Source organism: Thalassococcus arenae, assembly GCF_019104745.1.
Classification (GTDB): Bacteria; Pseudomonadota; Alphaproteobacteria; order Rhodobacterales; family Rhodobacteraceae; genus Thalassococcus_B; species Thalassococcus_B arenae.
In genome coordinates this window covers 1,100,026-1,124,798 of the sequence record NZ_JAHRWL010000001.1, presented here as the reverse complement: position 1 = coordinate 1,124,798, position 24,773 = coordinate 1,100,026, and the positions used below count along the sequence as shown (strand labels likewise).

Below are 24,773 nucleotides of genomic sequence, written 5' to 3'. Positions count from 1 at the left end.
GCCGGATCAAAGCCGCTCGATCGCCAGCGCGATGCCCTGACCCCCGCCGATGCACATGGTGATCAGCGCCTTGCTGCCGCCGATCCGCTCGAGCTCGTAGAGCGCCTTGACCGTGATGATCGCGCCGGTGGCGCCGACGGGATGGCCCAGTGCGATGGCCCCGCCGTTGGGGTTCACCTTGGCCGGGTCGAGACCCAGCACCTTGTTGACCGCCAGCGCCTGCGCCGCGAAGGCCTCGTTCGATTCGATCACGTCGAAATCGCCGACGCTCAGTCCGGTGCGCGCCAGCAGCGCCTGCACCGCAGGAACCGGACCTATACCCATCACTTCGGGGCGCACACCGGCATGGGCATAGCCCAGGACCCGCGCGCGGGGCTTCAGCCCAGCCTTTTGCGCGGCGCCCGCCCGCGCCAACACCAGTGCAGCGGCACCGTCGTTGATTCCGCTCGCATTGCCAGCCGTCACGCTGCCGTCCTTCTGGAAGACCGCCCGCAGACCGGCCAGCGCCTCGGCCGTCGTCGCCTTGGGATGTTCGTCGGTGGCAAAGGCCACCATGTCGCGCTTCACCCGCACCTCGACCGGCACGATCTGGTCGACGAACCGACCCTCTGCGATCGCCTTGGCGGCGCGGGTCTGGCTTTCCAGTGCAAAGGCATCCTGTGCCGCACGATCGATGTCGTGCTCTTTCGAGACGTTCTCGGCGGTAACGCCCATGTGGCCGGTGCCGAACGGACAGTTCAGCGCGCCCAGCATCATGTCCAGCGTCCTGATATCGCCCATCTTGGCGCCCCACCGCTGGTCCGGGATGATGAAGGGCGATCGGCTCATGTTCTCGGCGCCGCCAACCAGCGCGAAATCGGCATCGCCCAGCATCAGGTTCTGCACACCCGACACGATCGCCTGTGCGCCCGACCCGCACAACCGGTTGACGTTCATCGCCGGTGTGGTGTCCGGCACGCCGGCCTGCATCGCGGCCACGCGCGACAGGTACATGTCGCGCGGTTCGGTGTTGATGACATGGCCAAAGACGACATGGCCGATCTGGCCGCCTTCGACGCCTGCACGGTCGAGCGCGGCCTTGGCCGCTGCCGTGCCCAGTTCGATCGGTGGCGTTGCCGCCAGGCTGCCGCCGAATGTTCCGATGGCCGTGCGTGCGCCGCTGAGAATGACGATATCGTCCGACATGAAGCCCCCTCCGGTTTTGGTTGGGCCGATCATGCCCCCTGCGGGCCAAAGAGTCAGCCCCGACGTGCGTTCAGAAGGGTGCGGTATCTTGTCGGCCGTGCCGCGTGGTTCCGCGCGCCGGAGATGCATCGCTGACGGTGGTCAGCCTGCGCAGTTTTCCGATCCAGCGCCTGATCGCCTGCGGCAGAGCGTCCTTGCCATGAGAAGGCAGGCCACGCGGGGGGATGAGCGGGCCGCTTTCCGGTGCAGGGTTCGCCCTGCCGCAGGGTTGATCGACGGATCGAGACATGCCGCGACTGTGCGGTGCAAAACCTTAGCGCGGGGTAAACGCCGAGGCGTCATGCCGGAAATTTCTGTCAGTCCGGCACGGTCGCCGGTTTCGCCTCCGGTTCGCCCAGCATACGCACTTCGCGCTGCGGGAACGGAATCGAAATGCCGTGTTCCTGGAAGGCATCCCAAAGCGCCAGGTAGACGTTGCCGCGAATGTTCGTAAGCCCGCCGGTGGGGTCGCGGATCCAGAAGCGCAGGATGTAGTCGACGCTGCTGTCGCCGAACCCGACGATATGGCAGACCGGAGCCTTGAAGCTCAGCACCCGGTCCACGCTTTTCGCCGCGTCGACGGCGATCTGGCGCACCTTGTGCGGATCGTCGTGATAGGCCGTCCCGAAAAAGATATCGAGCCGCACGAAATCGTCCGAATGCGACCAGTTGACCACCTGCCCGGTGATCAGGTCCTCGTTCGGGATCAGGTATTCCCTGCCGTCGCGCGTGACCACGCTGACATAACGGGCGCCCAGCGAATTGATCCAGCCAAAGGTTTCGCCCAGCGAGATCACGTCGCCCGGCTTGATCGACTTGTCGAGCAGGATGATGATCCCCGACACCAGGTTCGAGACAACTTTCTGCAGGCCGAAACCAAGGCCGACACCGATGGCGCCGGACAGCACCGCAAGCCCGGTCAAGTCGAAACCGACCAGCTTGAGCCCGATGAAGAACGCCGCGCCATACAGCAGCACCTGCAGGAACTTCACCGCCAGCACCTGCATGCTGGGCGAGATTTCCTTGTTGCGCCGGATCGTGGCGCTGGTCGTGGTCGACAGGAACCGGGCACCCGCGATCAGGACGCCAAGGATGACAAAGGCCTGGATCACCATCAGCGCCGAAAGACGCGTTTCGCCGATGCTGATCGCGGCCTGGTCCAGAACGGTCTGCGCTTCGTCCCAGAAACCCAGGATCGACAGCGTCACCCAGATCCACGCGCCGTACCGCACGATTGCCCGCAACAGCGCGTTGCCGATCAGCCGCGTCGCGAAGGCGATGATCAGCCAGGCAACGCCGAGGTCGCGCAAAACCACCAGAACGAAAGACCGCGAAGGCCAGGTCACTTCCCGCATCACCAGGACGACGATGGACAGCAGAATGACGAAGATGACCATCCGAAGACGGCGAATGACGACCAGCGCCGTGCGCAGGCGGTACTTGGGCCAGCCTTCGCGTTCGCGCAGCCACTCGTGCACGCGGGGGCGTATCAAGGCGGCAAGGCCATGTGCGACGGCAAAGACCGACAGGGCGATCAGAAGCTGGTAACCAACCCAAGGGCGCAACAGGGCGCTCATGATCGATCCCGCCCAGGCCGTCAGCCCGGTCGTCAATTCGGTCAATGCGGCGCTGTCGGTCAGGACGGAGGCGGGGTCGGTGGGGTTCATCGGCTTTTGCTGGCTGCTCGCCGTCAGCGTCGCATCTGCGTCGCCGGACAGCAAGGGCCTAGGCCGGGCGCGTCACGGAGCGCTGGCCACCGCCGCAGGCGCGCCAACGGCGATCGACGCCGTTCCGAGATCGCCCGACGCATTCACCGAAAGCGCAGCCACGGCAAGGACGGCGATCAGGGACATGTTCATCAGGTTTAGACCGGACAGCATCGATTTTCTCCTTCGATACGATAGCTACGAAGAAGGGGTCGGTCCGGATCATTTTCAAGCCGCGACCCACGGACCTCGTGCCACCTGCGACGGCCTGACGCGACTTGCGAGCTTGGCCGCAAGGATGTATTCCGTCTGCCATGACCGGAGTCTTCGATCAAGCCGACCGCGCCCGTCTGCGCGAGCGTTTTTACGGCGCCAGCCACAGCGTGCTGGCCCGTCTAGGCCTGCGCCGCGCCTGACGGCGCCCGAACCGTCATACATATTTCATTCAACGGGAGAGGACCGATGTCCCCCAAGACGCTCTATGACAAGATCTGGGACGCCCATGTCGTCCACGAAGACGCCGATGGCACCTGCCTTCTGTATATCGATCGGCACCTGGTGCACGAGGTGACCAGCCCGCAAGCTTTCGAGGGGCTGCGCATGGCCGGCCGCAAGGTGCGCGCTCCGGAAAAGACCATTGCGGTGCCGGATCACAACGTGCCCACCACAGCGGGCCGTGACAACCCCGACCAGATGCCCGAGGACAGCCGCATCCAGGTCGCAGCGCTGGACAAGAACGCGCGTGACTTCGGCATTCACTATTACCCGGTCAACGACGTGCGTCAGGGCATCGTGCACATCGTCGGGCCGGAACAGGGATGGACCCTGCCGGGTATGACGGTCGTCTGTGGTGACAGCCACACCGCGACCCACGGCGCCTTCGGGGCGCTGGCCCACGGCATCGGCACGTCCGAGGTGGAACATGTGCTGGCCACCCAGACGCTGATCCAGAAGAAATCCAAGAACATGAAGGTCGAGATCACCGGCAAGCTGCGCCCGGGGGTCACGGCCAAGGACATCACCCTCGCGGTGATCGGCGCCACCGGCACCGCAGGCGGCACCGGCTATGTCATCGAATATTGCGGCGAGGCGATCCGCGACCTGTCGATGGAAGGTCGGATGACCGTCTGCAACATGGCCATCGAAGGCGGCGCCCGCGCCGGCCTGATCGCGCCCGATCAGAAAACCTTCGACTACGTCAAGGGCCGCCCGCACGCCCCCAAGGGCGCGCAGTACGAAGCGGCGTTGAACTGGTGGAAGACGCTTTACTCCGACGAAGGTGCGCACTGGGACAAGGTCGTCACGCTCAAGGGCGAAGAGATCGAGCCGGTCGTGACCTGGGGCACATCGCCCGAAGACGTGCTGCCGATCACCGCGACCGTCCCCGCACCCGAGGACTTCAAGGGCGGCAAGGTCGAGGCCGCGCGCCGGTCGCTGGATTACATGGGGCTGAAACCGGGCACCAAGCTCACCGATATCGAGATCGACACGGTCTTCATCGGGTCGTGTACCAATGGCCGGATCGAAGACCTGCGCGCTGCGGCCGAAATCCTCAAGGGCCGCAAGATCAAGGTCAAGCGCGCGATGGTCGTGCCGGGCTCGGGTCTGGTCCGCGCCCAGGCCGAAGAGGAAGGGCTGGCCGACATCTTCCGCGAGGCCGGGTTCGAATGGCGGCTTGCCGGTTGCTCGATGTGCCTTGCGATGAACCCCGACCAGCTGTCCGAGGGCGAGCGCTGCGCGTCGACCTCGAACCGCAACTTCGAAGGCCGCCAGGGCTACAAGGGCCGTACCCACCTGGTATCGCCTGCCATGGCCGCCGCTGCGGCGATCACGGGTCGGCTGACCGATGTGCGCGAATTGATGAACGAGCCGGTTCCGGCCTGACCGACGGTGCGGCGGGGTGAACCCCGCCCTACCACAAACCGTAGGGCGGGGTTCACCCCGCCAACCGTTCGAGGACATGACAATGGAAAAATTCACCACCCTCACCGGGATCGCGGCACCACTGCCGCTGGTCAATATCGACACCGACATGATCATTCCGAAACAGTTCCTGAAGACGATCAAGCGCTCGGGTCTCGGCGTGAACCTGTTCGACGAGATGCGCTATGACCGCCAGGGCAACGAGATCCCCGATTTCGTGCTGAACCAGCCGCAATACCGACAGGCCGAAATCCTGGTCGCGGGCGACAATTTCGGCTGCGGATCGTCGCGGGAACACGCCCCCTGGGCGCTCAAGGATTTCGGTATCAAGTCGGTCATCTCGACCAGCTTCGCCGACATCTTCTACAACAACTGCTTCAAGAACGGCATCCTGCCCATCGTCTTGCCGCAGGAAGCGGTCGACGTGCTGATGAAGGACGCCGAAAAGGGGTCGAACGCGCGGATGATCGTCGATCTCGAGGCGCAGACGGTGACCAGCTCGGACGGCGAACGATTTTCGTTCGAAGTAGACGGTTTCAAGAAACACTGCCTTTTGAACGGACTGGACGACATCGGCCTGACAATGGAAAAGGCCGCCGCGATCGATACGTTCGAGGTGCAGGCCAGCCAGGCGCGGCCCTGGGTCTGACATTCACGAGGTCCCGGATCACCACCGGACTTGTGTTAGGAAAGCGCGTCACAACAACATGTTGTGGCGCGCTTTTTCATTCCGGTGGATTTTTATCCACTTGATGCAAGCCTGCACCAGCCCGCCCCAGAAAATGCCACAAACTCTGCGCAATCTGGCCGCTGACCTTGAGCCGCACAGGGAAAGGGGGCAAAAGTTGGGCAAGAATGAGGCAAGCCGCCACAATTGGCGGTCGCAGAACGGAACAAGGGATCGGCATCGTACCGGTTCCGTCCGAACTGAAAGGGCAGGCACTTGATTCAGCGGATGATCGGCGCTGCGGCACGGGCGTTTCTCGTTGCCATGCTGATAGCGATGCCGGCGGTTCTGCTGCCGGGGATTTCCGCCGACTCCGCCCAGATCGCGGCCCTTTTGTCGCTGATCGCCGCCGTTCTGACCTTTGTCGAATACCATTCCGACAGCCCCAGCCTGCTGGAGTTCCGTGCCGCGCCGCCGTTCAACCGGTTGCGATTCGTGGCGTTGTTCCTGACCGTTCTGGCATTGACCCTGATTGCGCGGGGGGCGGTTCAGCCCAGCCTGGCCAGTGAAATCCTGACCGGCATGGGCGCGCGTATCGGCTCCGCGATGGATGTTCCGTTTTCGCCGGTGCACCTGGTGATCCTGATGGTTCCGGCCGACACGTCCGAAACGATCGTGCAGATGGTCCGCATCCATGCCGGCACCGCCTACCTGATGTCGATGCTGACATTGCTGCTTTTCATCCTGTGCGTGCGGCTGATGGCCTGGCCGATCCGAAACGGCGCATTCAACTTCTACGTCAACCTGCCGCTTTTCGATCCCACGACCGGCGGTGACGTGCTGGCCCGGCTCAAGCGTGATGGCAATGTTAACGTTGCATTAGGGTTTCTGCTTCCATTCCTGATCCCGGCGGTGGTCCAGACCTTCGCGGCGCATACCACGCCGCCGGCGCTGGAAAACCCGCAGACCCTGATCTGGATGCTGAGCGCATGGGCCTTTCTACCGGTAAGCCTGATCATGCGGGGCGTGGCCCTGCTGCGCATCGCCGGCCTGGTCGAAGAAAAGCGCCGCCGCGCCTACGCCCAGCCCGAGGCGCAGATCATCTGATCCTCGCGACGCTGGCGGTTCTGGGCTTTCTGGCGACGGCCTGTTCCGCCGAAGCGCTGCGCATCGCCACCTGGCACGCCGATCTGTCGCGCGACGGTCCGGGATTGTTGCTGCGGGATCTTATGGGCGACAAGGACAAGGCCGCGACGGCCGCCATCGCAGAACTCGCCGCGATGGGGGCCGACATCGTTGTGCTGACCCATGTCGATTACGACGCCGGTCATGCCGCGCTGACGGCGCTGCGCGACCGGTTGCGCTCCGAGGGGGTCGACTACCCCCATCTCTTTGCCTTGCGCCCCAACTCGGGAACGCCGACCGGACGCGACATGGATGGCGACGGACGGCTGGGCGGGCCGCGCGACGCACAGGGCTATGGACGGTTCGCGGGGCAGGGCGGGCTGGCAGTTCTGTCGCGCTTGCCCTTCGGTCCTGCGGTCGACATGTCGCCGATGCTCTGGCGCGATCTGCCCGGCAGCCGGATCGCCGCTGACGATCCCGGCCACGACATTCAGCGCCTGTCCTCGACCGGGCATTGGCGCCTGCCGGTGCAAACGCCTTCGGGCACCCTGACGCTGATCGTTCTTGCCGCGACACCGCCGGTCTTCGACGGGCCCGAGGATCGCAACGGCCGGCGCAATGCAGACGAGATCGCGTTGGCCGGACTGATGCTGGACGGCGTGCTGCCAGGCGGCCTGGAAAGGCCGGACTGGCCCGTGATCGTCGGGAATCTCAACCTCGATCCCGATCGCGGTGACGGGTTACGCAGCGCTGTGCAGGCTTTGCTGACGCATTCCCGCCTGCAAGATCCGCTGCCGGGTTTGGCGACGGTTCGCTGGGACAGTGCGGGATCGATGCGCGTCAGCTATGTTCTGCCGGGCTCGGCCTTCACCGTGACCGGCGCCGCAGTCAGGAATGCCGTAGACGGAAACGGGCCGCACAGACCCGTCTGGGTCGACCTGCGCATTCCCTAGCCGCCCGCATCGCGGCCATGGCCGCTTGCCCGAGCGCGTCTTCGGGATCGGTTGCGGCGAAAGCCGGCAACAGGTCATTCAGCAGAGCCGGGTCGAGCCGATGCGGCTTGGACCAGAGATAGCGCATCTCGAGCAGGTGCCGGGCCGTCGGCCAAACCGGTTGCGCCAGATGGATCGGCAGCCAGTTCATCCGCTTGACCCGCACCGGGCGATTCAGCGACCGCGACAACACGTTCGCCATCTGCCGCGCGGTCAGCGTGTAACCGGGAAACGGGACGTCGACGAAAGCCGGCAGGTTCCGCCGCCGGCGCGCCAAAAGCTCGGCCGCCCGGGCCATGTCCGGCAGCCAGGCCCAGGCATGCGCCGCGTCGGGATCGCCCGGATACGTCAGCACGCCACGACCCAGCGACGGGGCCATCACCTTGTCGAACCAGTTGCCCGACGCTTCGGTATCAAGGAAATCGCCCGCGCGCAGCACGATCGTCCTGACACCGGCCGCACGGTAGGCAGCCTCCATCTCGGCGCGCAGCCGGCCCAATGGATTCGTGGCGGCGTGCGGGGTGCCGGAACCGAACAGGTCCTTGGCTTCGGCCCCGAAATTGTAGACGTTGCCGGGGATCAGAACGGTTGCGCCGGTCCCCTTGGCCGCAGAGATGACGCGCCCGGTCAGCGATGGCAAAGTCCTGGCCCAATCCGCGTAGGGCGGGTTCCAGGCATTGACGATCACTTCCGCGCCGTCGCTGGCCGATGTCAGATCGTCGCGCGAACGGTCGAACAGACGGATGCGCCATCCGGCGTTCCAGAAGGCCTCGGCGGCGTGTTTTCCAAAGCGGCCCGCACCGCCAAGGATCAAGACCGTTCCCGTCATCGTCACCTCCTGTGTGCTTTACCTTTGGGAAGGATGAGCCATTCAAATCGACAAGAAAATTGTCAGAATCTGCAGGTCATGTATTCATGCGTGAATGAATGCATCACTCTCATCCCTTGACTGGTCGCTGATACAGACCTTCCTGACCGTCGCCGAAACCGGGTCGCTGTCGCAGGCGGCGCGGCGGCTGGGCATCAGCCAGCCCACCGCCGGTCGGCAGATCAAGCAGATCGAAGAGGCGCTGGCCCTGACCCTGTTCCACCGCAAGGCCCGCGGCCTGCAGCCGACCGATGCCGCGCACGCCCTGCTGCCCCATGCCCGCGCCATGGCCGATGGCATGCACGCGCTCAGCCTGACCGCTGCGGGCCGCTCCGACCGGCTGGCGGGGCCAGTGCGCATCACCGCCAGCCAGTTCACCGCGCATCACCACCTGCCGCCGATCCTTGCGCGCATCCGGCAGGAGGAACCCGATATCTCGATCGACCTCGTCCCCAACGATGCTTCGGAAAACCTGCTGTATCGCGAGGCGGACATCGCCGTGCGCATGTTCCGATCCGAACAACTGGACATCGTCACCCGCCATCTGGGTGATCTGGAACTGGGTATCTATGGCGCGCGCGCCTATCTCGACCGCGCCGGGCGACCCAAGACCTTCGACGAGTTCTTCGACTTCGACCTGATCGGCTATGATCGGTCCGATCTGATTCTGCGCGGTCTGCGCGACTACGGGGTCGAGGCGACCCGTGACTGGTTCGCCACGCGCTGCGACAACCACAGCGTCTATTTCGAACTGCTGCGCGCCGGGTGCGGTCTGGGTTTCGCGCAACGCAATCTCGCCGACCGGTATCCCGAACTGGAACGCCTGTTCCCCGACATGCCGCTGCCGACCCTGCCGGTGTGGCTCGCCGCGCACGAGGCGGTGCGCGACACGCCCCGGATCCGCCGGGTCTGGGACATTCTGGCCGAGGGTCTCGCACCGCAGGTTTCTTGACCCTCGCGGTCAACCGGTCTACGCGATGCGCGACGCATCGAAAGGACCCAAGGCCATGACGAATCCCTCGCTTCTCATCCTGCCCGGTGACGGTATCGGCCCCGAGGTCATGGCCGAGGTTCGCCGCGTCATCGACTGGTTCGGCGCCAAACGGGGGATCAACTTCGATGTCAGCGAAGACCTGGTCGGCGGCTGCGCCTACGACATGCACGGCGTCCCGCTGCACGACGACACCATGGCCAAGGCGCAAGAGGTCGATGCCGTGCTGCTTGGGGCCGTCGGCGGGCCGCAATACGACAATCTCGACTTCTCGGTAAAGCCCGAACGCGGCCTGCTGCGCCTGCGCAAGGAGATGGATCTCTATGCCAACCTGCGCCCGGCGCAGTGTTTCGACGCGCTGGCGGATTTCTCGTCGCTGAAAAAGGACGTGGTCGCAGGCCTCGACATCATGATCGTCCGGGAACTGACCAGCGGTGTCTATTTCGGCGAACCGCGCGGCATCTTCGAAGAAGGCAACGAACGCGTCGGCATCAACACGCAGCGCTACACCGAGTCAGAGATCGACCGCGTCGCGCGGTCGGCCTTTGAACTGGCCATGCGCCGGGGCAAGAAACTCTGCTCGATGGAAAAGGCCAACGTGATGGAATCCGGCGTGCTTTGGCGCGAGGTCGTGACCCGCGTCGGCGCCGATTACCCCGAGGTCGAGTTGAGCCACATGTATGCCGATGCCGGCGCCATGCAGCTGACCCGCTGGCCCAAGCAGTTTGACGTCATCGTCACCGACAACCTGTTCGGCGATTTGCTGTCCGACCTTGCCGCGATGCTGACCGGCAGCCTGGGCATGTTGCCCTCGGCCAGCCTGGGCGCGCCGATGGCCAATGGCCGGCCAAAGGCTCTGTACGAGCCGGTCCACGGCTCGGCTCCCGACATCGCAGGGCAGGGAAAGGCGAACCCGATCGCCTGCATCCTCAGCTTTGCCATGGCGCTGCGCTACAGCTTCGACATGGGCGACGAAGCGACCCGCGTCGAACAGGCGGTCGAGGCGGTTCTGGCCGATGGTGTGCGCACTGCCGATCTGCTGGGGCAAGAGGGCGTGCAGCCGGTTTCGACCACGCAGATGGGCGATGCGGTCCTCGCCAAGCTGGACGCGTCGCTGTAGATCAGTCGCGTCGGGTGGCCTTGCGGAAAAGCCGGCGGTTCAACCGGACGAATTCCTCTATCGCGGCGATGGGGCCGCCGAGCTGGCGGCCCTTGAGATAGAAATACCCCGCAGCCGCACCGACCGCTGCTCCGGCACAGTTGACGATGAGATCGGTCATCGTGTCCGTCAGACCGGATTTCTGCATGTTGAACCCGAACAATTGGTCCATGCCGAATTCGAAGATTTCCCAGACCGCACCGATCGTGACGGCGAAGCAGAAAGATATGAAGGCCACGGCGATCGGCGGCGCGGCATAGCGGTTTCCCTCGAACAGCATGAACACGAACAGGAAACCGATCAGCCCGAACCCCATCGCCGAGCCGCCGTGCAGCATGATGTCCCACCACCAGTAGCGTTCGTAGAAATCCCCGACTTCGCCCAGGTAGATCGTCGCGAAGATGAACAGAACCGCGGCGGCGAAAAAGCTGACCGGCAGGCGGATGTCGAACCTGGCGGCGAACAGGGCAGGCAAGGCAGACAAACCCAGCGTGGCGGCCGCAACGAATGCGGTCGTCCAGCGCCCGGTAACCAGCGCAACGGACAGTTCCAGCGTCAGGAACGCCCAGATCGCGTAAACCGCGTAGTTCCGCCTGATGACATGCCACATGGTTTGCAGATAGGTTCGATTTGGCGAAAGATGAAGCACTGGCCGCGTGTTGCGGCACGGCAGCGCGCACCCATATGATGTTTGCATGAACGAAAACCGTCCCGACCAGAGCTTTCGCGTCGCCAGCTACAACATCCGCAAATGCGTCGGCACGGATCGGCGCCGCGATGCTGGTCGCGTGCTCGAGGTCGTGGCCGGCCTTGGTGCCGATATCGTCGCCTTGCAGGAAGCGGACCTGCGGTTCGGTCGTCGCCGTTCGGCGCTGCCCGCGGGGCGGATCTTCGAACGGACCGGCCTTCGCCCCGTCGCGCTGGATCACAGCGCGGTCAGTCTTGGCTGGCACGGCAATGCGATGCTGTTGGCCCCGGGTATCGACACCGATCATGTGGATGCGATCGCGTTGCCCGGTCTCGAGCCACGGGGTGCGCTGCGTATCGACCTGCGGCGCGGCGGCACGCGCCTGCGCCTTGTCGCGGTGCATCTTGGCCTGCGCCGCCGCGACCGCCTGCGCCAGCTGGCGGCGATCCGCAATGCCCTGGCTGCGCTTTCGCCGGTGCCGACGATGATCCTGGGCGATTTCAATGAATGGTCGGCCGATCGCGGCCTGGAACCGCTGACTGGGCATTTCGCGGTGCTGTCGCCGGGCCAGTCATGGCACGCGCGGCTGCCGGTGGCACCGCTCGACCGGTTCGCGCTGTCCGCCGATCTGGAACTGGTCCAGGCTGGCGTCGAAGAAGGCGATTTGGCCCGACGGGCCTCGGACCACTTGCCGGTCTGGGCGCAGGTCGTCCCGACGCAAAACCGCGCCTGATCCCTTGCGTCCTCGAGGCGGACGCGTTTAACAGGAACCGTTAGCGGAAACGGAGCCGTGCGCGATGCACAGCAATGCCAAGGGCGCTCTTCTGGCGCTGCTCGCCTTCGCCATCTATGCAGGCCACGACGTGATCGTGAAGTTCCTCGGGGCCAGCTACGCGCCTTTCCAGATCGTGTTCTTCAGCGTGTTGTTCGGCTTTCCGCTGACCACGCTGATGATGATCCGCGATTCGCGTCCGGGAAACCTGCGCCCGGTCCACCCCTGGTGGACGCTGGTCCGCACTCTGGCGGCGGTCATGGGCGGGGTCAGCGCGTTCTTTGCCTTTTCCACTCTGCCTCTGGCGCAGACCTACGCCATTCTGTTCGCCATGCCGCTGTTCATCACGCTTCTGGCGATTCCGATCCTGGGCGAAAAGGTGCGTCTGCGCCGCTGGGCGGCGGTGATCGTCGGGCTGACCGGCGTGATGATCGTGCTCCGCCCCGGCACTGCGGAACTGGGCATCGGCCACCTGGCGGCGCTGGTCGCGGCGGGCTGTTCGGCGCTGGCCTCGATCATCGTGCGCAAGATCGGCAAGGACGAACGCGCAGTGGTGCTGCTGCTCTATCCGATGTTGGCCAATTTCGTTCTGATGGGCTGCCTCATGCCGTATTTCTACGAACCGATGCCGCTGTTGCATCTGGGCGGGCTGGTGGCGATGTCGTTCATGGCCTTCATCGCCTCGGTGCTCGTCATTGCCGCCTACAAGGCTGGCGAGGCGGTGATCGTGGCACCGATGCAGTATTCCCAGATCCTTTGGGCGGTGTTCTATGGTGCGCTGATCTTCGACGAATGGCCGGATTCATGGACCGCCGTCGGCGCGGTGATCATCATCGCCAGCGGCATCTACATCGTGCTGCGCGAAAGCCGCCACACGACGTCCGAAAACCGTCCGGTGCAGCAGACTCGCACCCGGATCGAGACCGGCACGCTGCCGCGCGTCAGCCTGTTCGCCAATCCCTTCAAGCGCGGGCGCAACGGCGACTGAGCCCTTGCCAAGCCCCCCAAACCGGGCTATGCCGCGCGCCACGGTCGGAGTGTAGCTCAGCCTGGTAGAGCACTGTCTTCGGGAGGCAGGGGCCGGAGGTTCGAATCCTCTCACTCCGACCATGATTTCACCCGGCATCAAAGGCTTTCGGCGTCCGTCGCACTGCGGCTGTGCACGCTTGGATGCCGTGGTGGTCAGGAAAACCCCACTGCAACCCCCCTTTCCGAAGTGCGCTCTGCAGCCTAGCGTGGCACCAAACGCGTAGGAGGGGTCGCTGTTGGAAGGTTTGCTGGTCATTCTCGGGCTTGCGACGCTCGGGATTCCCTTTGCCGTTGTTTATCTGCTTGTCAGCCACGGCCGGGTGAAACGCGAGGTTGCCGCGCTGCGCGAACATGTCTCGGCGCTGCAAGCGCGGATCGCACTGCAAGACGGGGCTCCGCTGTCGCCGCTGCCACAGCCATCGCAGGCAGAGCGTATCGAGGACGCGGGTCAGCCGGCACCTTCCAGGCCGCAACCGGCATCGAACCCGTGGGAACGTGTGGCACAACCGGCCTCGGGATCGGCCGGCGCGCCGACCGACAAGACCGTTGCGGCCTCTGCCACCGAACAACCGGCGCCGGCAGGTCCGCCCCGGGCCGTAGTGATACGTCGTGAAAATCTCAAGCGTCTGGGTGCCTGGCTTGCCGCGAACTGGTTCTATGCCGTCTCTGCCGCATCGCTGGCGCTCGCGGGGATCTTCCTGGTGCAATACGGGGTCGAGAACGGTCTTTTGCCACCACCGGTTCGCGTGCTGGCGGCGCTGGCCATGGGCGCTGCCCTGATCGTGGCGGGCGAGGTGATCCGCCGCCGGTTCGGCGACGACGAAGACGCGACAACGGCCTATCTGCCCTCGGTCTTTTCAGGCGCCGGGATCGTCACGCTGTTCGGAGGCGTGCTGTCGGCAAGGTTGCTCTACGGTCTGATCGGCGCGGAAACCGCCTTGGCGGGGATGGTGGCCGTGGCACTTGTCGGGCTGGTGCTGGGCTGGTTCCACGGGCCGTTGCTGGCCGCGGTCGGCATACTCGGCGCCTTTGCCGCACCCTTTGTCGTGGGCGGCAGTTCCGAAGATCCAAGTTGGCTCTACGGTTATTTCGCCGTGATCGCGGCTCTGGGCCTGGGGATCGACACGGTGCGCCGATGGGCCTGGATCACGGTTTTGACGCTGGTTCTGGGCTATTGTGCCGGTGGTTTGGTGGTGCTCGGGGCCTCGCACACCGCCGGTGGCTACGGCCTGTTCCTCGTGGCCGTGCTGACCATGTCCGTTCTGCTGCCGGTACAGCGACTGGTTCCCGACCACGACGGCACGATGATCGCCGAGGCGCTGGTCAAGATCCGTCAGACGCCCTGGCCCGAGTTCCCCACTCGGGTCGCCTTTCTGGCCATGCTGGCCAGCAGTGGCGGACTGGTGTGGATTTCGGCCGCGGGTGCGGCGGAATTCTGGCTGTCGTCCGGGATGCTGACAGCCATCGCGCTGGTGCTGATCGTCTGGTCGCGCAACGCGCCGGCGCTTCAGGACGTGGCGCTAATCCCGGTGACCGGGCTTTTGGCGACGATCGCCTGGCAGGGTGGCGACCGCATGGAAACCTGGCGGCTGTTCCATGCCAGCTATGACGAAAACCCCGAGGCCGATTTTCCGCTGCAGGTCACGATCCTTCTGGCGATGGCCGCGGCGGTTTCGGTGTTGTCGTTGTGGCGGGCACTGGCCTCGCGCGGGACTGGTTCCCGGTTCGCGCTGGTCTGGGCTGCAGTCGCCGCGCTGACCGCGCCGTTGGCCGCGATGGTGCTGGAGCTTGCCTGGACTCCGGCCGTTGTCATCGGTCCCTATCCCTGGGCGTTGCACGCCGCGGCGGTCGCAGTGCTGATGGTGTTCTTCGCCGAACGGCTTGCCCGGGTCGACGGACCCGAAGACCGGTTGCGCATGTCGCTGCCGGTGCTGTCGGCGCTGTCCGCAATGGCCTTTGCCTTTACCATCCTCTTCGCCGAAACCGCCCTGACGCTCGCTTTCGTCGCAACGGTCGTGACGGCGGCAGCTTTGGATCGGGCGTTCCGGATGCCTTCGATGACGGTGTTCATCACGCTGGGCGTCGCTGCCATCGGCTACCGGCTCGTGGCCGATCCGGGGCTCGATTTCGGCCTTGATGGCCCGTTGGCCGAGGTGATTGCCGTCTATGGCGGCGCACTGGCCGGGTTCATCGCGGCGCTGACCCTGGTCGCGCCTTTGTCGCGCCCCGCTGCGAAAACGGTCCTGGACAGCGCCGCCTGGTCAGTGGCCGGCCTGCTCGTGTCGCTGTTGCTGTTCCGCTGGCTCGAAACCCTGTCGGGGGATCAGGAGGCATCGCATTGGGCGATGGGCCTTTATGCGACGATCTGGCTGGGGCTGATGGCGGCGCAGCTTCAGCGTCTGGTCCTGGGCGGCTGGCTGCGCTTTGCGCGCATCGCGCTGGCGGCTGTATTCGGCCTGATCGGATTCGGCGCGCTTGGCCTTGGATTGAGCCTGCTGAACCCTGTGCTGAGCGATTGGAGCGGCGATGTGCTTGGGCCGCCGGTGCTGAACACGCTGGCCGTGGGCTACCTGCTGCCCGCACTGCTGTTGTTGGCGATCGCGCGGCGCATCGACACGATCGATGCGCGGATCCGGATCGGCTTTGCCGCCGTCGCTGTCGGGCTTGTCGTGTTCTGGGTCTTTGCCGTGATCCGGCATTTCTGGCAGGGAGCGGCGGGGATGCCACTGGACGACGGGATCACGCAACCCGAGCTCTACAGCTACACAGTCGCATTGCTTCTGGCGGGGGCCGCGCTGTTCTACCAGTCGCTGTCTGTTCGGTCTGCCGTTCTGCGCCGGGTGGGTCTTGCGGTGATTGCCCTGGCCGTGGCCAAGGTCTTCCTTGTCGATGCCGCTGGCCTGACAGGTCTTACGCGGGTCTTTTCGTTCCTGTTGCTCGGCCTTGCGCTGGCGGGTCTGGCCTGGCTCGGGCAATGGGCGGGCCGCAGCCACGAGCCCCGCGACAGCGATCCCGCCGGGTGAACCCACTTCCGGTCGTCGCGGCGATCAACAGGTGTAGTTCAGGCCAAGCCGACCGCCATCGACATAGATGGTCTCGCCGGTGATGTAGCTGGCTTTCTTCGAGCAGAGAAAGGCCACGACGTCGCCGATTTCCCGTGCCGTGCCGGGGCGACCCAGCGGGGTGCGCGACATCGCGACCTTGAAGGCTTCGGGGTTGGCGTTCACGCCGGCCATCATCTCGGTGTCGATCGAGCCGGGACCCACGGCATTGACGCGGATATTGTGCTTGGCCAGCGCCAGGGCGGCGACCTTGGTCAGTTGCATGACCCCGCCCTTGGATGCGCAATAGGCCGGGATCGCGGGAATGGCGACCTGGGCGTTGATCGACGACATGTTGACGATCGCCCCTTCGATGCCCCTGTTCACCATGGTCCTGGCGGCGCGCTGCGTCGCGACGAAAACGCCGCGCAGATTGACGCCCAGAACCGTGTCGAACGCCGCCAGATCGTAGGTCAGGAAATCGCCCGGCATGGCGATCCCGGCATTGTTGACCAGGGCACTGACCGGCCCGTGTTCTGCCTCGACGGCGTCGAACAGGGCTTTGACCGCGTCGGCATCGCCGAAATCGCAAAGATACCCCGCCCCGCCCAGCCGGGCCGCTTCGGTGAGGGCCGACTCCTTGATATCGGCGAGGATGACCTTGTAACCGTCCTCGGCCAGCGCTTCGGCGCAGGCAAGGCCGATGCCCTGCGCACCCCCGGAAACCAATGCGATCGGCATGTCTGTCATGGTGTCGTTCCCTATCCTTCGTATCCGTAATCGGCTTTCGCCTGGTCCGCAGTTATGAATTCCGCCTCCAGATCGGCTGCCACCGCTTTGGGGTCGCGCGCATCGGGCGATCCGTAGCCGCCGCCACCCGGCAGACAAAGCCGAAGCCGCTGCCCCTGTTGCACCAGTTGCCGGCCCTTGGCCCGCAGCGGCGTGCCGTCGGTCAGTTCCACGCGACCCTTCGCTCCGGGCAGTCCGCCGTCGCGCCCGCGTGCCGGGTTGTGAACCCGATCGAACATCGCGTTGAAATGGAAATCGTAGCCTTGTCGCGGCTCGATCTCGATCGTCTGGCCCAGACCGCCACGCTGCGCGCCGGCCCCACCAGAGCCGGTGCGCAGATCCTTGCGCCACACCACGATCGGTCCGACCTGTTCGGTCGCCTCGACGCTCATCGTGGACACGCCGGAGGGAAAGGCAGTTGCCGACAGACCGTCCAGCCGGGGCCGCGCCCCGGTGCCGCCCGAGTTGAACATCAGCACCTCGCGGTCGGGCAGCCCGGATTGCGGGTCGCGCGCACGGGCGGAAATCTGGATATTCCACAGCGCCGAGGCGCCTTCGGCGGGGACGGTTTCCGGCAGCGCCTGGTGCAAAGCGCCCAGCACGACGTCGGGCACCAGATGGCCCATGACGTGCCGCACCGACACCGGTGCCGGTCGGCGGGCGGCCAGGATGCTGCCTTCGGGCGCGGTGATGCGGAACGGTTCGAGCGAACCGGAGTTGTTGGGAACGTCGGGCGCGATCGCGCATTTCAGGCCGTAGCAGGCATAGGCGCGGGTATAGACCTCGGGGCAGTTCACACCGAACTTGCTCATGCCGGACGTACCGGCGAAATCGGCGTGCAACGTCTCGCCTGAAACCACAAGCCGAATCTGCATTGTCACCGGCGTGTCATAGCCATCGACCTGCATCGTGTTCTCATAGCTGCCATCCGGCACCCTTGCGATCGCGGCCCGCGTGGCCGCGCGGCTCGTGTCGATGATGAAATCCGCCAACCCGTCGATGTCGTCGAAACCAAACTCGTCCAGCATCGCCTGCAACCGGCGGTCGCCTGTCCCGTTGCACGCGGCCAGGGAATAGATGTCGCCCACGGTTTGGTCGGGTGTCCGCACGTTCGCCCGGATCAGGCGCACAAGGTCCTTCGAGACGACACCGCGTTCGGCGAATTTCATGATCGGAATCAGCAGACCTTCCTCGAACACCTCGTTGGCGTCGGGTCCGAAACCGCGTCCGCCGATATCGACGACATGGGCGGTACAGGCAAAGAACCCGATATGCGTGCCATTGCGAAAGACCGGCGACACGACGGTGAAGTCATGCAGGTGCCCGGTGCCCAGCCAAGGGTCGTTGGTGATCAATACGTCGCCTTCGAACATGTCCTGCGGACCGATTTCGCGCACGAAATGGGTGACGCTTTCGGCCATGGCGTTGACATGGCCCGGCGTGCCGGTCACCGCCTGCGCGATCATGCGGCCCTGCCGGTCGAACAGCCCCGCCGACAGGTCGCCGGCCTCGCGGACCGAAGTGGAAAACGCGGTTCGGATCAGGGTTGTCGCCTGTTCCTCGACGACCGCGATCAGGCGGTTCCACATGACCTGGTAGTCGATGCTGGTCGGCGTTTCCTTCATGTCGCGGTCTCCTTGCGCTGCAACAACAGGCAGCCATCCCCCTGTCCGATCGCGCGAAAACCCGAGGTCACGATGGTCGTGGTCTCGGCTTCGGTCACGACCGCGGGGCCATCCACGAATATGCCGGGCGTCAAGGCCTCTCTCGGGATTTCCTGGGCGTCAACCGTCCGGCGCAATGCGGCATCGAAGAACAGGCGTTGCCGATGCGGCGCGGCGGCATGGCAAGCGTCGAACCGTTTTGCCGGAACGACCGTGGGCAAGACGGTGCGGACAACCAGAGACCAGTTCGTGATCTCGCATTCCAGACCGTCGATGGTGCGCCCGAACAGCGTGCGGTACGCGGTTTCGAAGGCCGTCAGGATCAGCGCTTTGTCCGCCGTCGAGAACGTCTTTCGAGGCAGGGGCACGGGGATTTCCCATCCCTGGCCCGAATACCGCATGAAGGCCGTTACCCGGGTTTCGCTGTCCTGTCCCGCCGCGCCGGCGGTAACGAAACCGCGCGCTTCGTCTTCCAGTTCGGCGAGCATCGCGTTCACGGCCGCGGCGTCGAAATTCGCCAATCTCTGGAACAGGCCGCGCGATGCCTCAAAGCTGAACGGTGCCTTCAGGAACCCGATGGCCGATCCGACCCCGGCACCGGGCGGGACAAGCAGGCGGTCGATACCCAACTTTTCGCACAGGCGGCAGGCATGAAGCGGCGCACCGCCGCCGAAGGCGATCATGGTGAAGTGTTCGATGTCGCGGCCGTTTTCCACGGCATGAACGCGCGCGGCATTGGCCATGTTCTCGTCGACCATCTCGGTCACGCCAAATGCCGCGTCCTGAACGCCCAAACCGGTGCTTTCCGTCAGCCGCGCGTTGACCGCGCCTTCGGACGCTTCCCGCACGAGCGGGATGGCACCCCCGGCGAAGGTCGCGGATTCGAGCCGCCCCAGCAGCAGGTTGGCATCGGTCACGGTCGGTTCCGTCCCGCCGCGCCCGTAGCATGCGGGTCCGGGCTCGGACCCGGCGGATTGCGGACCGACCCGGATGCGGCCCAGCGAATCGATCGACGCGATGGACCCGCCTCCGGCGCCGATCTCGACCATCTCGACCACCGGGGTCGATACCGTCATGCCCGACCCTTTCTTGAACCGGTAGGTGCGCGCGACCTCGAAGCTGTTCGCCGTCTTGGGCGCGCCGTCCTCGACCAGGCAGATCTTGGCCGTCGTCCCGCCCATGTCGAAGCTCAGAACCTTGTCCAGGCCATGTGCGCGGGCATATTCCGCGGCGAAGATCGCTCCGCCGGCGGGTCCGGATTCCAGCAGGCGCACCGGCTGCGCGGCGGCATCCTCGACCGACATCAAGCCGCCTCCGGAATGCAGCATGAAGACCGGCGCATCCACGCCGGTTTCACCCAGACGGCGCACGAGACGGCCGAGGTAATCGGCCACCCGTGGCTGCACATAGGCATTGGCGATGACGGTGTTGAAACGCGGCAATTCGCGCATCTGCGGCGAAATCACCGACGAAATCGAGATCGACAGGCCCGGCGCGGCGGCGCGCAACGCCCGGGCCATCGCCACCTCGTGGCTGTTGTTGGCATAGGCGTGGATCAGCCCGATGGCGACCGCCTCGTAACCGCCGTCCAGAACCGTGCGGACCATCGCGTCGATTTCTGCCTGGTCCAACGGCAACAAGACTTCGCCATTCGCTGCCACCCGTTCTTTCAATGTCAGGCGGTCCTTGCGGGGAACAATCGGTACAGGAAGCGTCAGATTCAGGTCGTATTGCTCGAACCGGTTTTCCGCCCGCATCTCGATCACGTCGCGAAACCCCTCGGTCGTGATGAAAGCGAGCCTGGCGCCGCGCCGTTCGATCAGGGCATTCGTCACCAGGGTCGTGCCGTGGATCACCTGGCGGATGTCGGACAAGGCCGTGCCGGACTGCTCGGTGACTGTGACGATCCCCTCGATGATTGCCCGATCGGGCTGCGCGTGGTCCGTCAAGACCTTGCAGGTCGACAATCCGCCGGGATGCGACAACACGACATCGGTGAATGTGCCGCCGATATCGACACCGACGCGCAAGTTGGGCTTGGTCATGGGGTCAGATGCTTCTCAGGATTTGGGTGGCGGTAAAGGCGGTTTGGTACAGCCGGGATCGGATCGGGGCGGCAAGCACGGTCTGCATGTCCGCGATCGGCAAGGGCAGGTCGGCCGGATGCCCACCGGTCAGCAAGCCCGCGATGGCCTTGCCGAACAGCGTCCCCGTGGTGATGCCTCGGCCGTTGTAGCCGATCGCCGTGTAAAGCCCCCGGTCCAGGTTGTAGATCCGCGGCAGGTGGTCCGGTGTCATCGCGATCTGCCCATGCCAGGCCGATTCGAACTCGACAGGCCCAAGATCGGGGAACAGACGGCCCAGCTTCTTGCGCGCCCAACGGCGCGACAGGCCCGAACCCACCTTGCCGATCACCGTTCCCATCGATCCGATGACAAGGCGGTCCGACATGTCGCGGCGCAAAGAGAACATGACCTGCCCGGTATCCCACAACCCCTGCCGTTCCGGCAGGATGGACGCGATCCGGTCACCCAGCGGTTCGGTCGCCAACTGGAAATAATGGATCGTGGTGAAGACGGCCTTGAGGTTCGGCCATAGCCCGTCGGTATAGGCGTTGGTGCCCAGCACGACGGATTTCGCCTTTACGTGACCCCGGTCGGTTTCGACGATCCAGCCATCCCCGTCGCTGAGCAGCTTCTTGGCCCGGACACTGGTGCTGATCCTGGCGCCGGCGCCGCGCGCCGCCCGTGCCAGCCCGCGGCAATACCCCATCGGATTGATGGTGCCGGCCCGATGATCCAGCAGCCCGCCGAAAAAGGCTTTGGTTCCGGTTTTCTCGGCCATCTCGCTCGGGTCCAACAGCTGCACCGGAGCGCCGAGGCGGTCCCATTCCGCGAACCGCGCCTGCAGATCGGCAAATCCCGACGGTGCGTGCGCGGCGTGAAGTGTGCCGGTCCGCGTTGCTTCGCAACGGATCTGGTGCTTCTCGATCAGGTCGAAAACCATCCGCGGCGCATCGCCGAACTGCGCCACGAAGCGGGGGCCGTAGTGGTCGCCAAGGGCCTGCCGTACCTTCGCGGGCGGATGCCAGACCCCGGCATTGACCAGCCCGACGCTTCGGCCCGAACCGCCATAGCCGATATGTTCGGCCTCAAGAACCAGCGCCGAAAGCCCTTTTTCGGCGCAGTGAAGAGCCGTGGACAACCCGGTATACCCGCCGCCCACGATCGCGACGTCGACGGGGCCGTCGCCCAGCGTGTCGTTCGTGTAGTCCTCTTCGGCGGCAGAGGTGTCCCACAACGAGATCGCGCCGTTTCGATCCATCCAAGAGCCCCCGTTTCGGAACGGCTCGCGCCGGTCACCGGGCAAGCGTGCAGCAGGCCCAAAGGCGCGTCAACTCGACACCGGTCGACATGGTCTCTGGGCTGCGCGGGGCGTCGGCGATAACCGCGCGTCTTGCGGCGCTGCACCGACCCGATCGCGAACGCCGCTTGCTATCGATAGGCGGCCATCCAGCCCAGAGTGGCGTCCGTCGGGCCGCCGGGCTTGTATTCCGCGCCCAGGGGGTTGTCCCAGCCGATCCGCCGGATCGTGTCGAAGACGAACGCATAATTGACCTCGCCCCGGTCGGGCGCGGCACGATCCGGCACGCTGGCGAACTGGATATGCCCGACCACGGGCAGCAGGTCTTTCAGCCGCGTCACGATATCGCCCTCGGTCCGGCCGACATGGTAGCAGTCGAACATCAGCTTCAGGTTCGGCGCGCCGATCTCGTCGATGATCACAAGCGCCTGATCGGTGGTCTGCAGGAAATAGCCCGGTGCGTCGTGGCGGTTCAGCGGCTCGATCAGCAGCGTTACACCCTCTGGCGCCTGCGCGCAGGCGTAGCGCAGGTTTGCGGTGAAGGTCCTGTGAGCCTCGGCCTCACGGGCGAACCCGGCCATCACGTGCACCGCGCTGGCGCCGACCGCCGATGCATAGGCCAGCGCTTCGTCGATCGCGGCGCGGGCGTCGGTTTCGCGCCCGGGCAGGGCGCTCAGCCCGTTTTCACCACCTGCGACGTTCCCGCGCGACGTGTTCAGCCCCAGCATCGGCAGGCCGGTTTCGTCCAGCGCCGCCTTCACCTCTGCCGCAGGCACGGCATAGGGCCAGTGGCATTCCACCGCATCGAACCCAGCCGCCTTGGCGGCGCGGATCGCGTCGGGCAGGGGTCGGTCGGACCAGAGAAAGCCGAGATTGGCCGAGAACTTCATGCCTCTTGCCCCGGCAGGGTCAGCCCGGCATTGCGCGCATAGACCTTGGCCACCGCCGCGTCGTCCTCGCGCCCGAGCCCCATGCCCGCCGCGGCCAGGAATTGCTGCAACGCCGCCGCCGTGATCGGCGCGCTGAAATTCGACGCCCGCGCGATGTCCAGCACGATGCCCAGGTCCTTGGGCCAGATATTCACCTGGCTGTGCGGTGTGTAGTCGCCCGCCACTATATGCGGCGCGCGGTTCTCCAGCATCCAGCTGGTGCCGGCGCATTGGCTGATCACCTCGACGAACTTGTCAGGACTGACGCCCTGCGTCATGCCGAATGTCAGCGCCTCGGCCATCGCCGCGATATGCACACCTGCCAGCAGCTGGTTCACCGCCTTCATCGCCGATCCGGCACCGGCTTCGCCCAGTTCGAAGACGGTCGCGGCACAGGCATCCAGCACCGGGCGCGCGGCGGCAAAGGCGTCTTCGCTGCCCGATGCCATGATCGACAGCGCGCCCTGCGCGGCCTTGACCGATCCGCCCGAGATCGGCGCGTCGAGGTAGTGCACACCGTGTTCGGCGCTACGTGCCGCCATGGCGCGGGCGAAATCCGGCGGGACGGTGGCGCAGGCCATGACCACCGCGCCCTTTTTCAGACGCGGCACGATCGCCTCTGCGCCGAACAGCACGGCTTCGGTCTGCGCCGCGTTCAGCACCACGACCACCACCGCATCCAGCGTGCCCGCCACCTCTGCCACCGATCCCGGGGCACCGCCTTCGGCGCGAAAACGCGCTTCGGCTGCCGGGACGACGTCGAAGCCGTGTGTTCCGTGTCCGGCGCGCAGCAGCGATTGCGCCATGCCGAACCCCATCGACCCAAGGCCGAATACCGCGACGTTCCGTGTCATCTGAACCCTCCCCGTTTTCACGACCTGACCGCAGTGCGCGCCGAAACGCAATGGGCCCGACTTGCGATTCCGAGCGTGCGGCTCATAGGATGCGTGCCAATCCAGCGAGGTGCCCCATGTCCGATCCCTGCATCATCTGCGTCGCCATCACCGGATCCGTTCCGCAAAAGGCCGACAATCCGGCGGTGCCGATCACCATCGACGAACAGGTCGAAAGCACGCATGAGGCATTCGAGGCGGGCGCCGCGATCTGCCATGCCCATGTGCGGCTCGAGGACGGCACGCCAAGCTCCGACCCCGACCGGTTCGCCCGCCTGCAAGAGGCGGTCGCGAAACACTGCCCCGGCATGATCTTCCAGATGTCCACCGGCGGACGGTCGGGCGCGGGGCAGGCGCGCGGCGGTATGCTGCCGCTGCGACCCGACATGGCGTCGCTGTCGGTGGGGTCGAACAATTTTCCCACGCGCGTCTACGAGAACCCGCCCGACCTGGTGGCCTGGCTGGCGTCCGAGATGCGCAAATACGACATCAAGCCCGAGATCGAGGCCTTCGACCTGTCCCACATCTTCCAGGCCAGGAAACTGCATGACGCGGGCGAGATCGCGGATACGCCATATGTGCAGTTCGTCATGGGCGTGAAGAACGCCATGCCCGTCGATCGCGAGGTGTTCGATTTCTACGTGCACACGGTGCATCGGCTGTTCGGTCCGGATGCGCCCTGGTGCGCTGCGGGTGTCGGCCCCGGCCAACTTATGGTGAACGAATGGGCGATCGCGGCGGGTGGACACGCCCGCACGGGGCTCGAGGACAACATCCGCATCGACCGCGATACGCTTGCGCCGTCCAACGCGGCGCTGGTTCGCCGAACGGTGGCGCTATGCGAAAAGCTGGCGCGCCCCGTGGCGAGCGTAAAGCAGGCACGAGAGATTCTGGGTCTGAGGCCGGCGGATTGACCAGCCGCATCGTCGCGGTCTAGGTTTTGCATACAT

Annotated in this window: 21 protein-coding genes and 1 tRNA gene; 11 read left to right on the top strand and 11 right to left on the bottom strand. The window is 65.3% G+C overall.

Features of this window, described 5'->3' with window-relative positions:
* Positions 1 to 6 precede the first annotated feature (6 nt).
* From KUH32_RS05620 to KUH32_RS05610, 3 genes are all read right to left on the bottom strand, one after another.
* A complete protein-coding gene (locus KUH32_RS05620; RefSeq protein WP_217777062.1) occupies positions 7 to 1,185 on the bottom strand; it encodes an acetyl-CoA C-acyltransferase family protein in 1,179 nt (392 codons plus the stop codon).
* Between the two features lie 356 nt (positions 1,186 to 1,541).
* Positions 1,542 to 2,891: a mechanosensitive ion channel family protein gene (locus KUH32_RS05615; protein ID WP_217777061.1), complete on the bottom strand. Its 1,350-nt coding sequence runs from the start codon at positions 2,889 to 2,891 to the stop codon at positions 1,542 to 1,544.
* Positions 2,892 to 2,963: 72 nt separating this feature from the next.
* Positions 2,964 to 3,104, bottom strand: a complete 141-nt coding sequence (locus tag KUH32_RS05610) for a hypothetical protein (protein ID WP_217777060.1) — start codon at positions 3,102 to 3,104, stop codon at positions 2,964 to 2,966.
* Between the two features lie 288 nt (positions 3,105 to 3,392).
* Between KUH32_RS05610 and leuC the strand changes: the two genes are divergently transcribed.
* From leuC to KUH32_RS05590, 4 genes are all read left to right on the top strand, one after another.
* The gene (gene leuC / locus KUH32_RS05605; protein WP_217777059.1) at positions 3,393 to 4,814 is read left to right on the top strand and encodes a 3-isopropylmalate dehydratase large subunit; all 1,422 of its coding nucleotides are present in this window, start codon (positions 3,393 to 3,395) and stop codon (positions 4,812 to 4,814) included.
* A gap of 82 nt (positions 4,815 to 4,896) precedes the next feature.
* The gene (gene leuD / locus KUH32_RS05600) at positions 4,897 to 5,502 is read left to right on the top strand and encodes a 3-isopropylmalate dehydratase small subunit (RefSeq protein WP_217777058.1); all 606 of its coding nucleotides are present in this window, start codon (positions 4,897 to 4,899) and stop codon (positions 5,500 to 5,502) included.
* A gap of 294 nt (positions 5,503 to 5,796) precedes the next feature.
* Positions 5,797 to 6,627 carry a hypothetical protein gene (locus KUH32_RS05595; RefSeq protein WP_254898990.1) on the top strand — a complete coding sequence of 277 codons (831 nt, stop codon included), beginning with the start codon at positions 5,797 to 5,799 and terminating at the stop codon, positions 6,625 to 6,627.
* Positions 6,628 to 6,734: 107 nt separating this feature from the next.
* Complete coding sequence (locus tag KUH32_RS05590) at positions 6,735 to 7,598, top strand: endonuclease/exonuclease/phosphatase family protein (protein ID WP_254898989.1); 864 nt, start codon at positions 6,735 to 6,737, stop codon at positions 7,596 to 7,598.
* On the opposite strand, the gene KUH32_RS05585 is transcribed toward KUH32_RS05590, so the two are convergent.
* A complete protein-coding gene (locus KUH32_RS05585) occupies positions 7,534 to 8,466 on the bottom strand; it encodes a Rossmann-fold NAD(P)-binding domain-containing protein (protein WP_217777056.1) in 933 nt (310 codons plus the stop codon). The genes KUH32_RS05590 and KUH32_RS05585 overlap by 65 nt on opposite strands.
* Before the next feature lie 94 nt (positions 8,467 to 8,560).
* Here KUH32_RS05585 and KUH32_RS05580 point away from each other — a divergent pair, with 94 nt between their 5' ends.
* Together KUH32_RS05580 and leuB are read left to right on the top strand one after the other, a co-directional pair.
* A complete protein-coding gene (locus KUH32_RS05580; RefSeq protein WP_217777055.1) occupies positions 8,561 to 9,457 on the top strand; it encodes a LysR family transcriptional regulator in 897 nt (298 codons plus the stop codon).
* Positions 9,458 to 9,512: 55 nt separating this feature from the next.
* Positions 9,513 to 10,616 carry a 3-isopropylmalate dehydrogenase gene (gene leuB, locus KUH32_RS05575; protein ID WP_217777054.1) on the top strand — a complete coding sequence of 368 codons (1,104 nt, stop codon included), beginning with the start codon at positions 9,513 to 9,515 and terminating at the stop codon, positions 10,614 to 10,616.
* A gap of 1 nt (position 10,617) precedes the next feature.
* Here leuB and KUH32_RS05570 read toward each other — a convergent pair whose 3' ends face one another.
* Positions 10,618 to 11,265 carry a DUF2238 domain-containing protein gene (locus KUH32_RS05570; RefSeq protein WP_254898988.1) on the bottom strand — a complete coding sequence of 216 codons (648 nt, stop codon included), beginning with the start codon at positions 11,263 to 11,265 and terminating at the stop codon, positions 10,618 to 10,620.
* A gap of 85 nt (positions 11,266 to 11,350) precedes the next feature.
* Here KUH32_RS05570 and KUH32_RS05565 point away from each other — a divergent pair, with 85 nt between their 5' ends.
* From KUH32_RS05565 to KUH32_RS05550, 4 genes are all read left to right on the top strand, one after another.
* Positions 11,351 to 12,076: an endonuclease/exonuclease/phosphatase family protein gene (locus tag KUH32_RS05565; protein WP_217777053.1), complete on the top strand. Its 726-nt coding sequence runs from the start codon at positions 11,351 to 11,353 to the stop codon at positions 12,074 to 12,076.
* A gap of 64 nt (positions 12,077 to 12,140) precedes the next feature.
* Positions 12,141 to 13,103, top strand: a complete 963-nt coding sequence (locus tag KUH32_RS05560; RefSeq protein WP_217777052.1) for a DMT family transporter — start codon at positions 12,141 to 12,143, stop codon at positions 13,101 to 13,103.
* Between the two features lie 45 nt (positions 13,104 to 13,148).
* Positions 13,149 to 13,225: transfer RNA gene (locus KUH32_RS05555), tRNA-Pro, on the top strand.
* Between the two features lie 155 nt (positions 13,226 to 13,380).
* Positions 13,381 to 16,167 (top strand): DUF2339 domain-containing protein, encoded by a 2,787-nt coding sequence (locus KUH32_RS05550; RefSeq protein ID WP_217777051.1) that lies wholly within the window; start codon positions 13,381 to 13,383, stop codon positions 16,165 to 16,167.
* A gap of 24 nt (positions 16,168 to 16,191) precedes the next feature.
* Here KUH32_RS05550 and KUH32_RS05545 read toward each other — a convergent pair whose 3' ends face one another.
* The 6 genes from KUH32_RS05545 to ltnD form a co-directional block, all read right to left on the bottom strand.
* Positions 16,192 to 16,935 (bottom strand): SDR family NAD(P)-dependent oxidoreductase, encoded by a 744-nt coding sequence (locus KUH32_RS05545; protein ID WP_217777050.1) that lies wholly within the window; start codon positions 16,933 to 16,935, stop codon positions 16,192 to 16,194.
* Positions 16,936 to 16,946: 11 nt separating this feature from the next.
* Positions 16,947 to 18,599, bottom strand: a complete 1,653-nt coding sequence (locus tag KUH32_RS05540) for a hydantoinase B/oxoprolinase family protein (RefSeq protein WP_217777049.1) — start codon at positions 18,597 to 18,599, stop codon at positions 16,947 to 16,949.
* Positions 18,596 to 20,683 (bottom strand): hydantoinase/oxoprolinase family protein, encoded by a 2,088-nt coding sequence (locus tag KUH32_RS05535; RefSeq protein ID WP_217777048.1) that lies wholly within the window; start codon positions 20,681 to 20,683, stop codon positions 18,596 to 18,598. The genes KUH32_RS05540 and KUH32_RS05535 overlap by 4 nt, the downstream gene beginning before the upstream one ends.
* Before the next feature lie 4 nt (positions 20,684 to 20,687).
* Positions 20,688 to 21,962 carry an NAD(P)/FAD-dependent oxidoreductase gene (locus KUH32_RS05530; protein WP_217777047.1) on the bottom strand — a complete coding sequence of 425 codons (1,275 nt, stop codon included), beginning with the start codon at positions 21,960 to 21,962 and terminating at the stop codon, positions 20,688 to 20,690.
* 170 nt (positions 21,963 to 22,132) lie between these two features.
* A complete protein-coding gene (locus tag KUH32_RS05525) occupies positions 22,133 to 22,891 on the bottom strand; it encodes a hydroxypyruvate isomerase family protein (RefSeq protein WP_217777046.1) in 759 nt (252 codons plus the stop codon).
* The gene (ltnD, locus tag KUH32_RS05520; protein ID WP_217777045.1) at positions 22,888 to 23,784 is read right to left on the bottom strand and encodes an L-threonate dehydrogenase; all 897 of its coding nucleotides are present in this window, start codon (positions 23,782 to 23,784) and stop codon (positions 22,888 to 22,890) included. Before ltnD ends, KUH32_RS05525 begins: the two co-directional genes overlap by 4 nt.
* Before the next feature lie 116 nt (positions 23,785 to 23,900).
* Between ltnD and KUH32_RS05515 the strand changes: the two genes are divergently transcribed.
* Positions 23,901 to 24,737 (top strand): 3-oxoadipate:acetyl-CoA acetyltransferase, encoded by an 837-nt coding sequence (locus KUH32_RS05515; RefSeq protein WP_217777044.1) that lies wholly within the window; start codon positions 23,901 to 23,903, stop codon positions 24,735 to 24,737.
* Positions 24,738 to 24,773 lie beyond the last annotated feature (36 nt).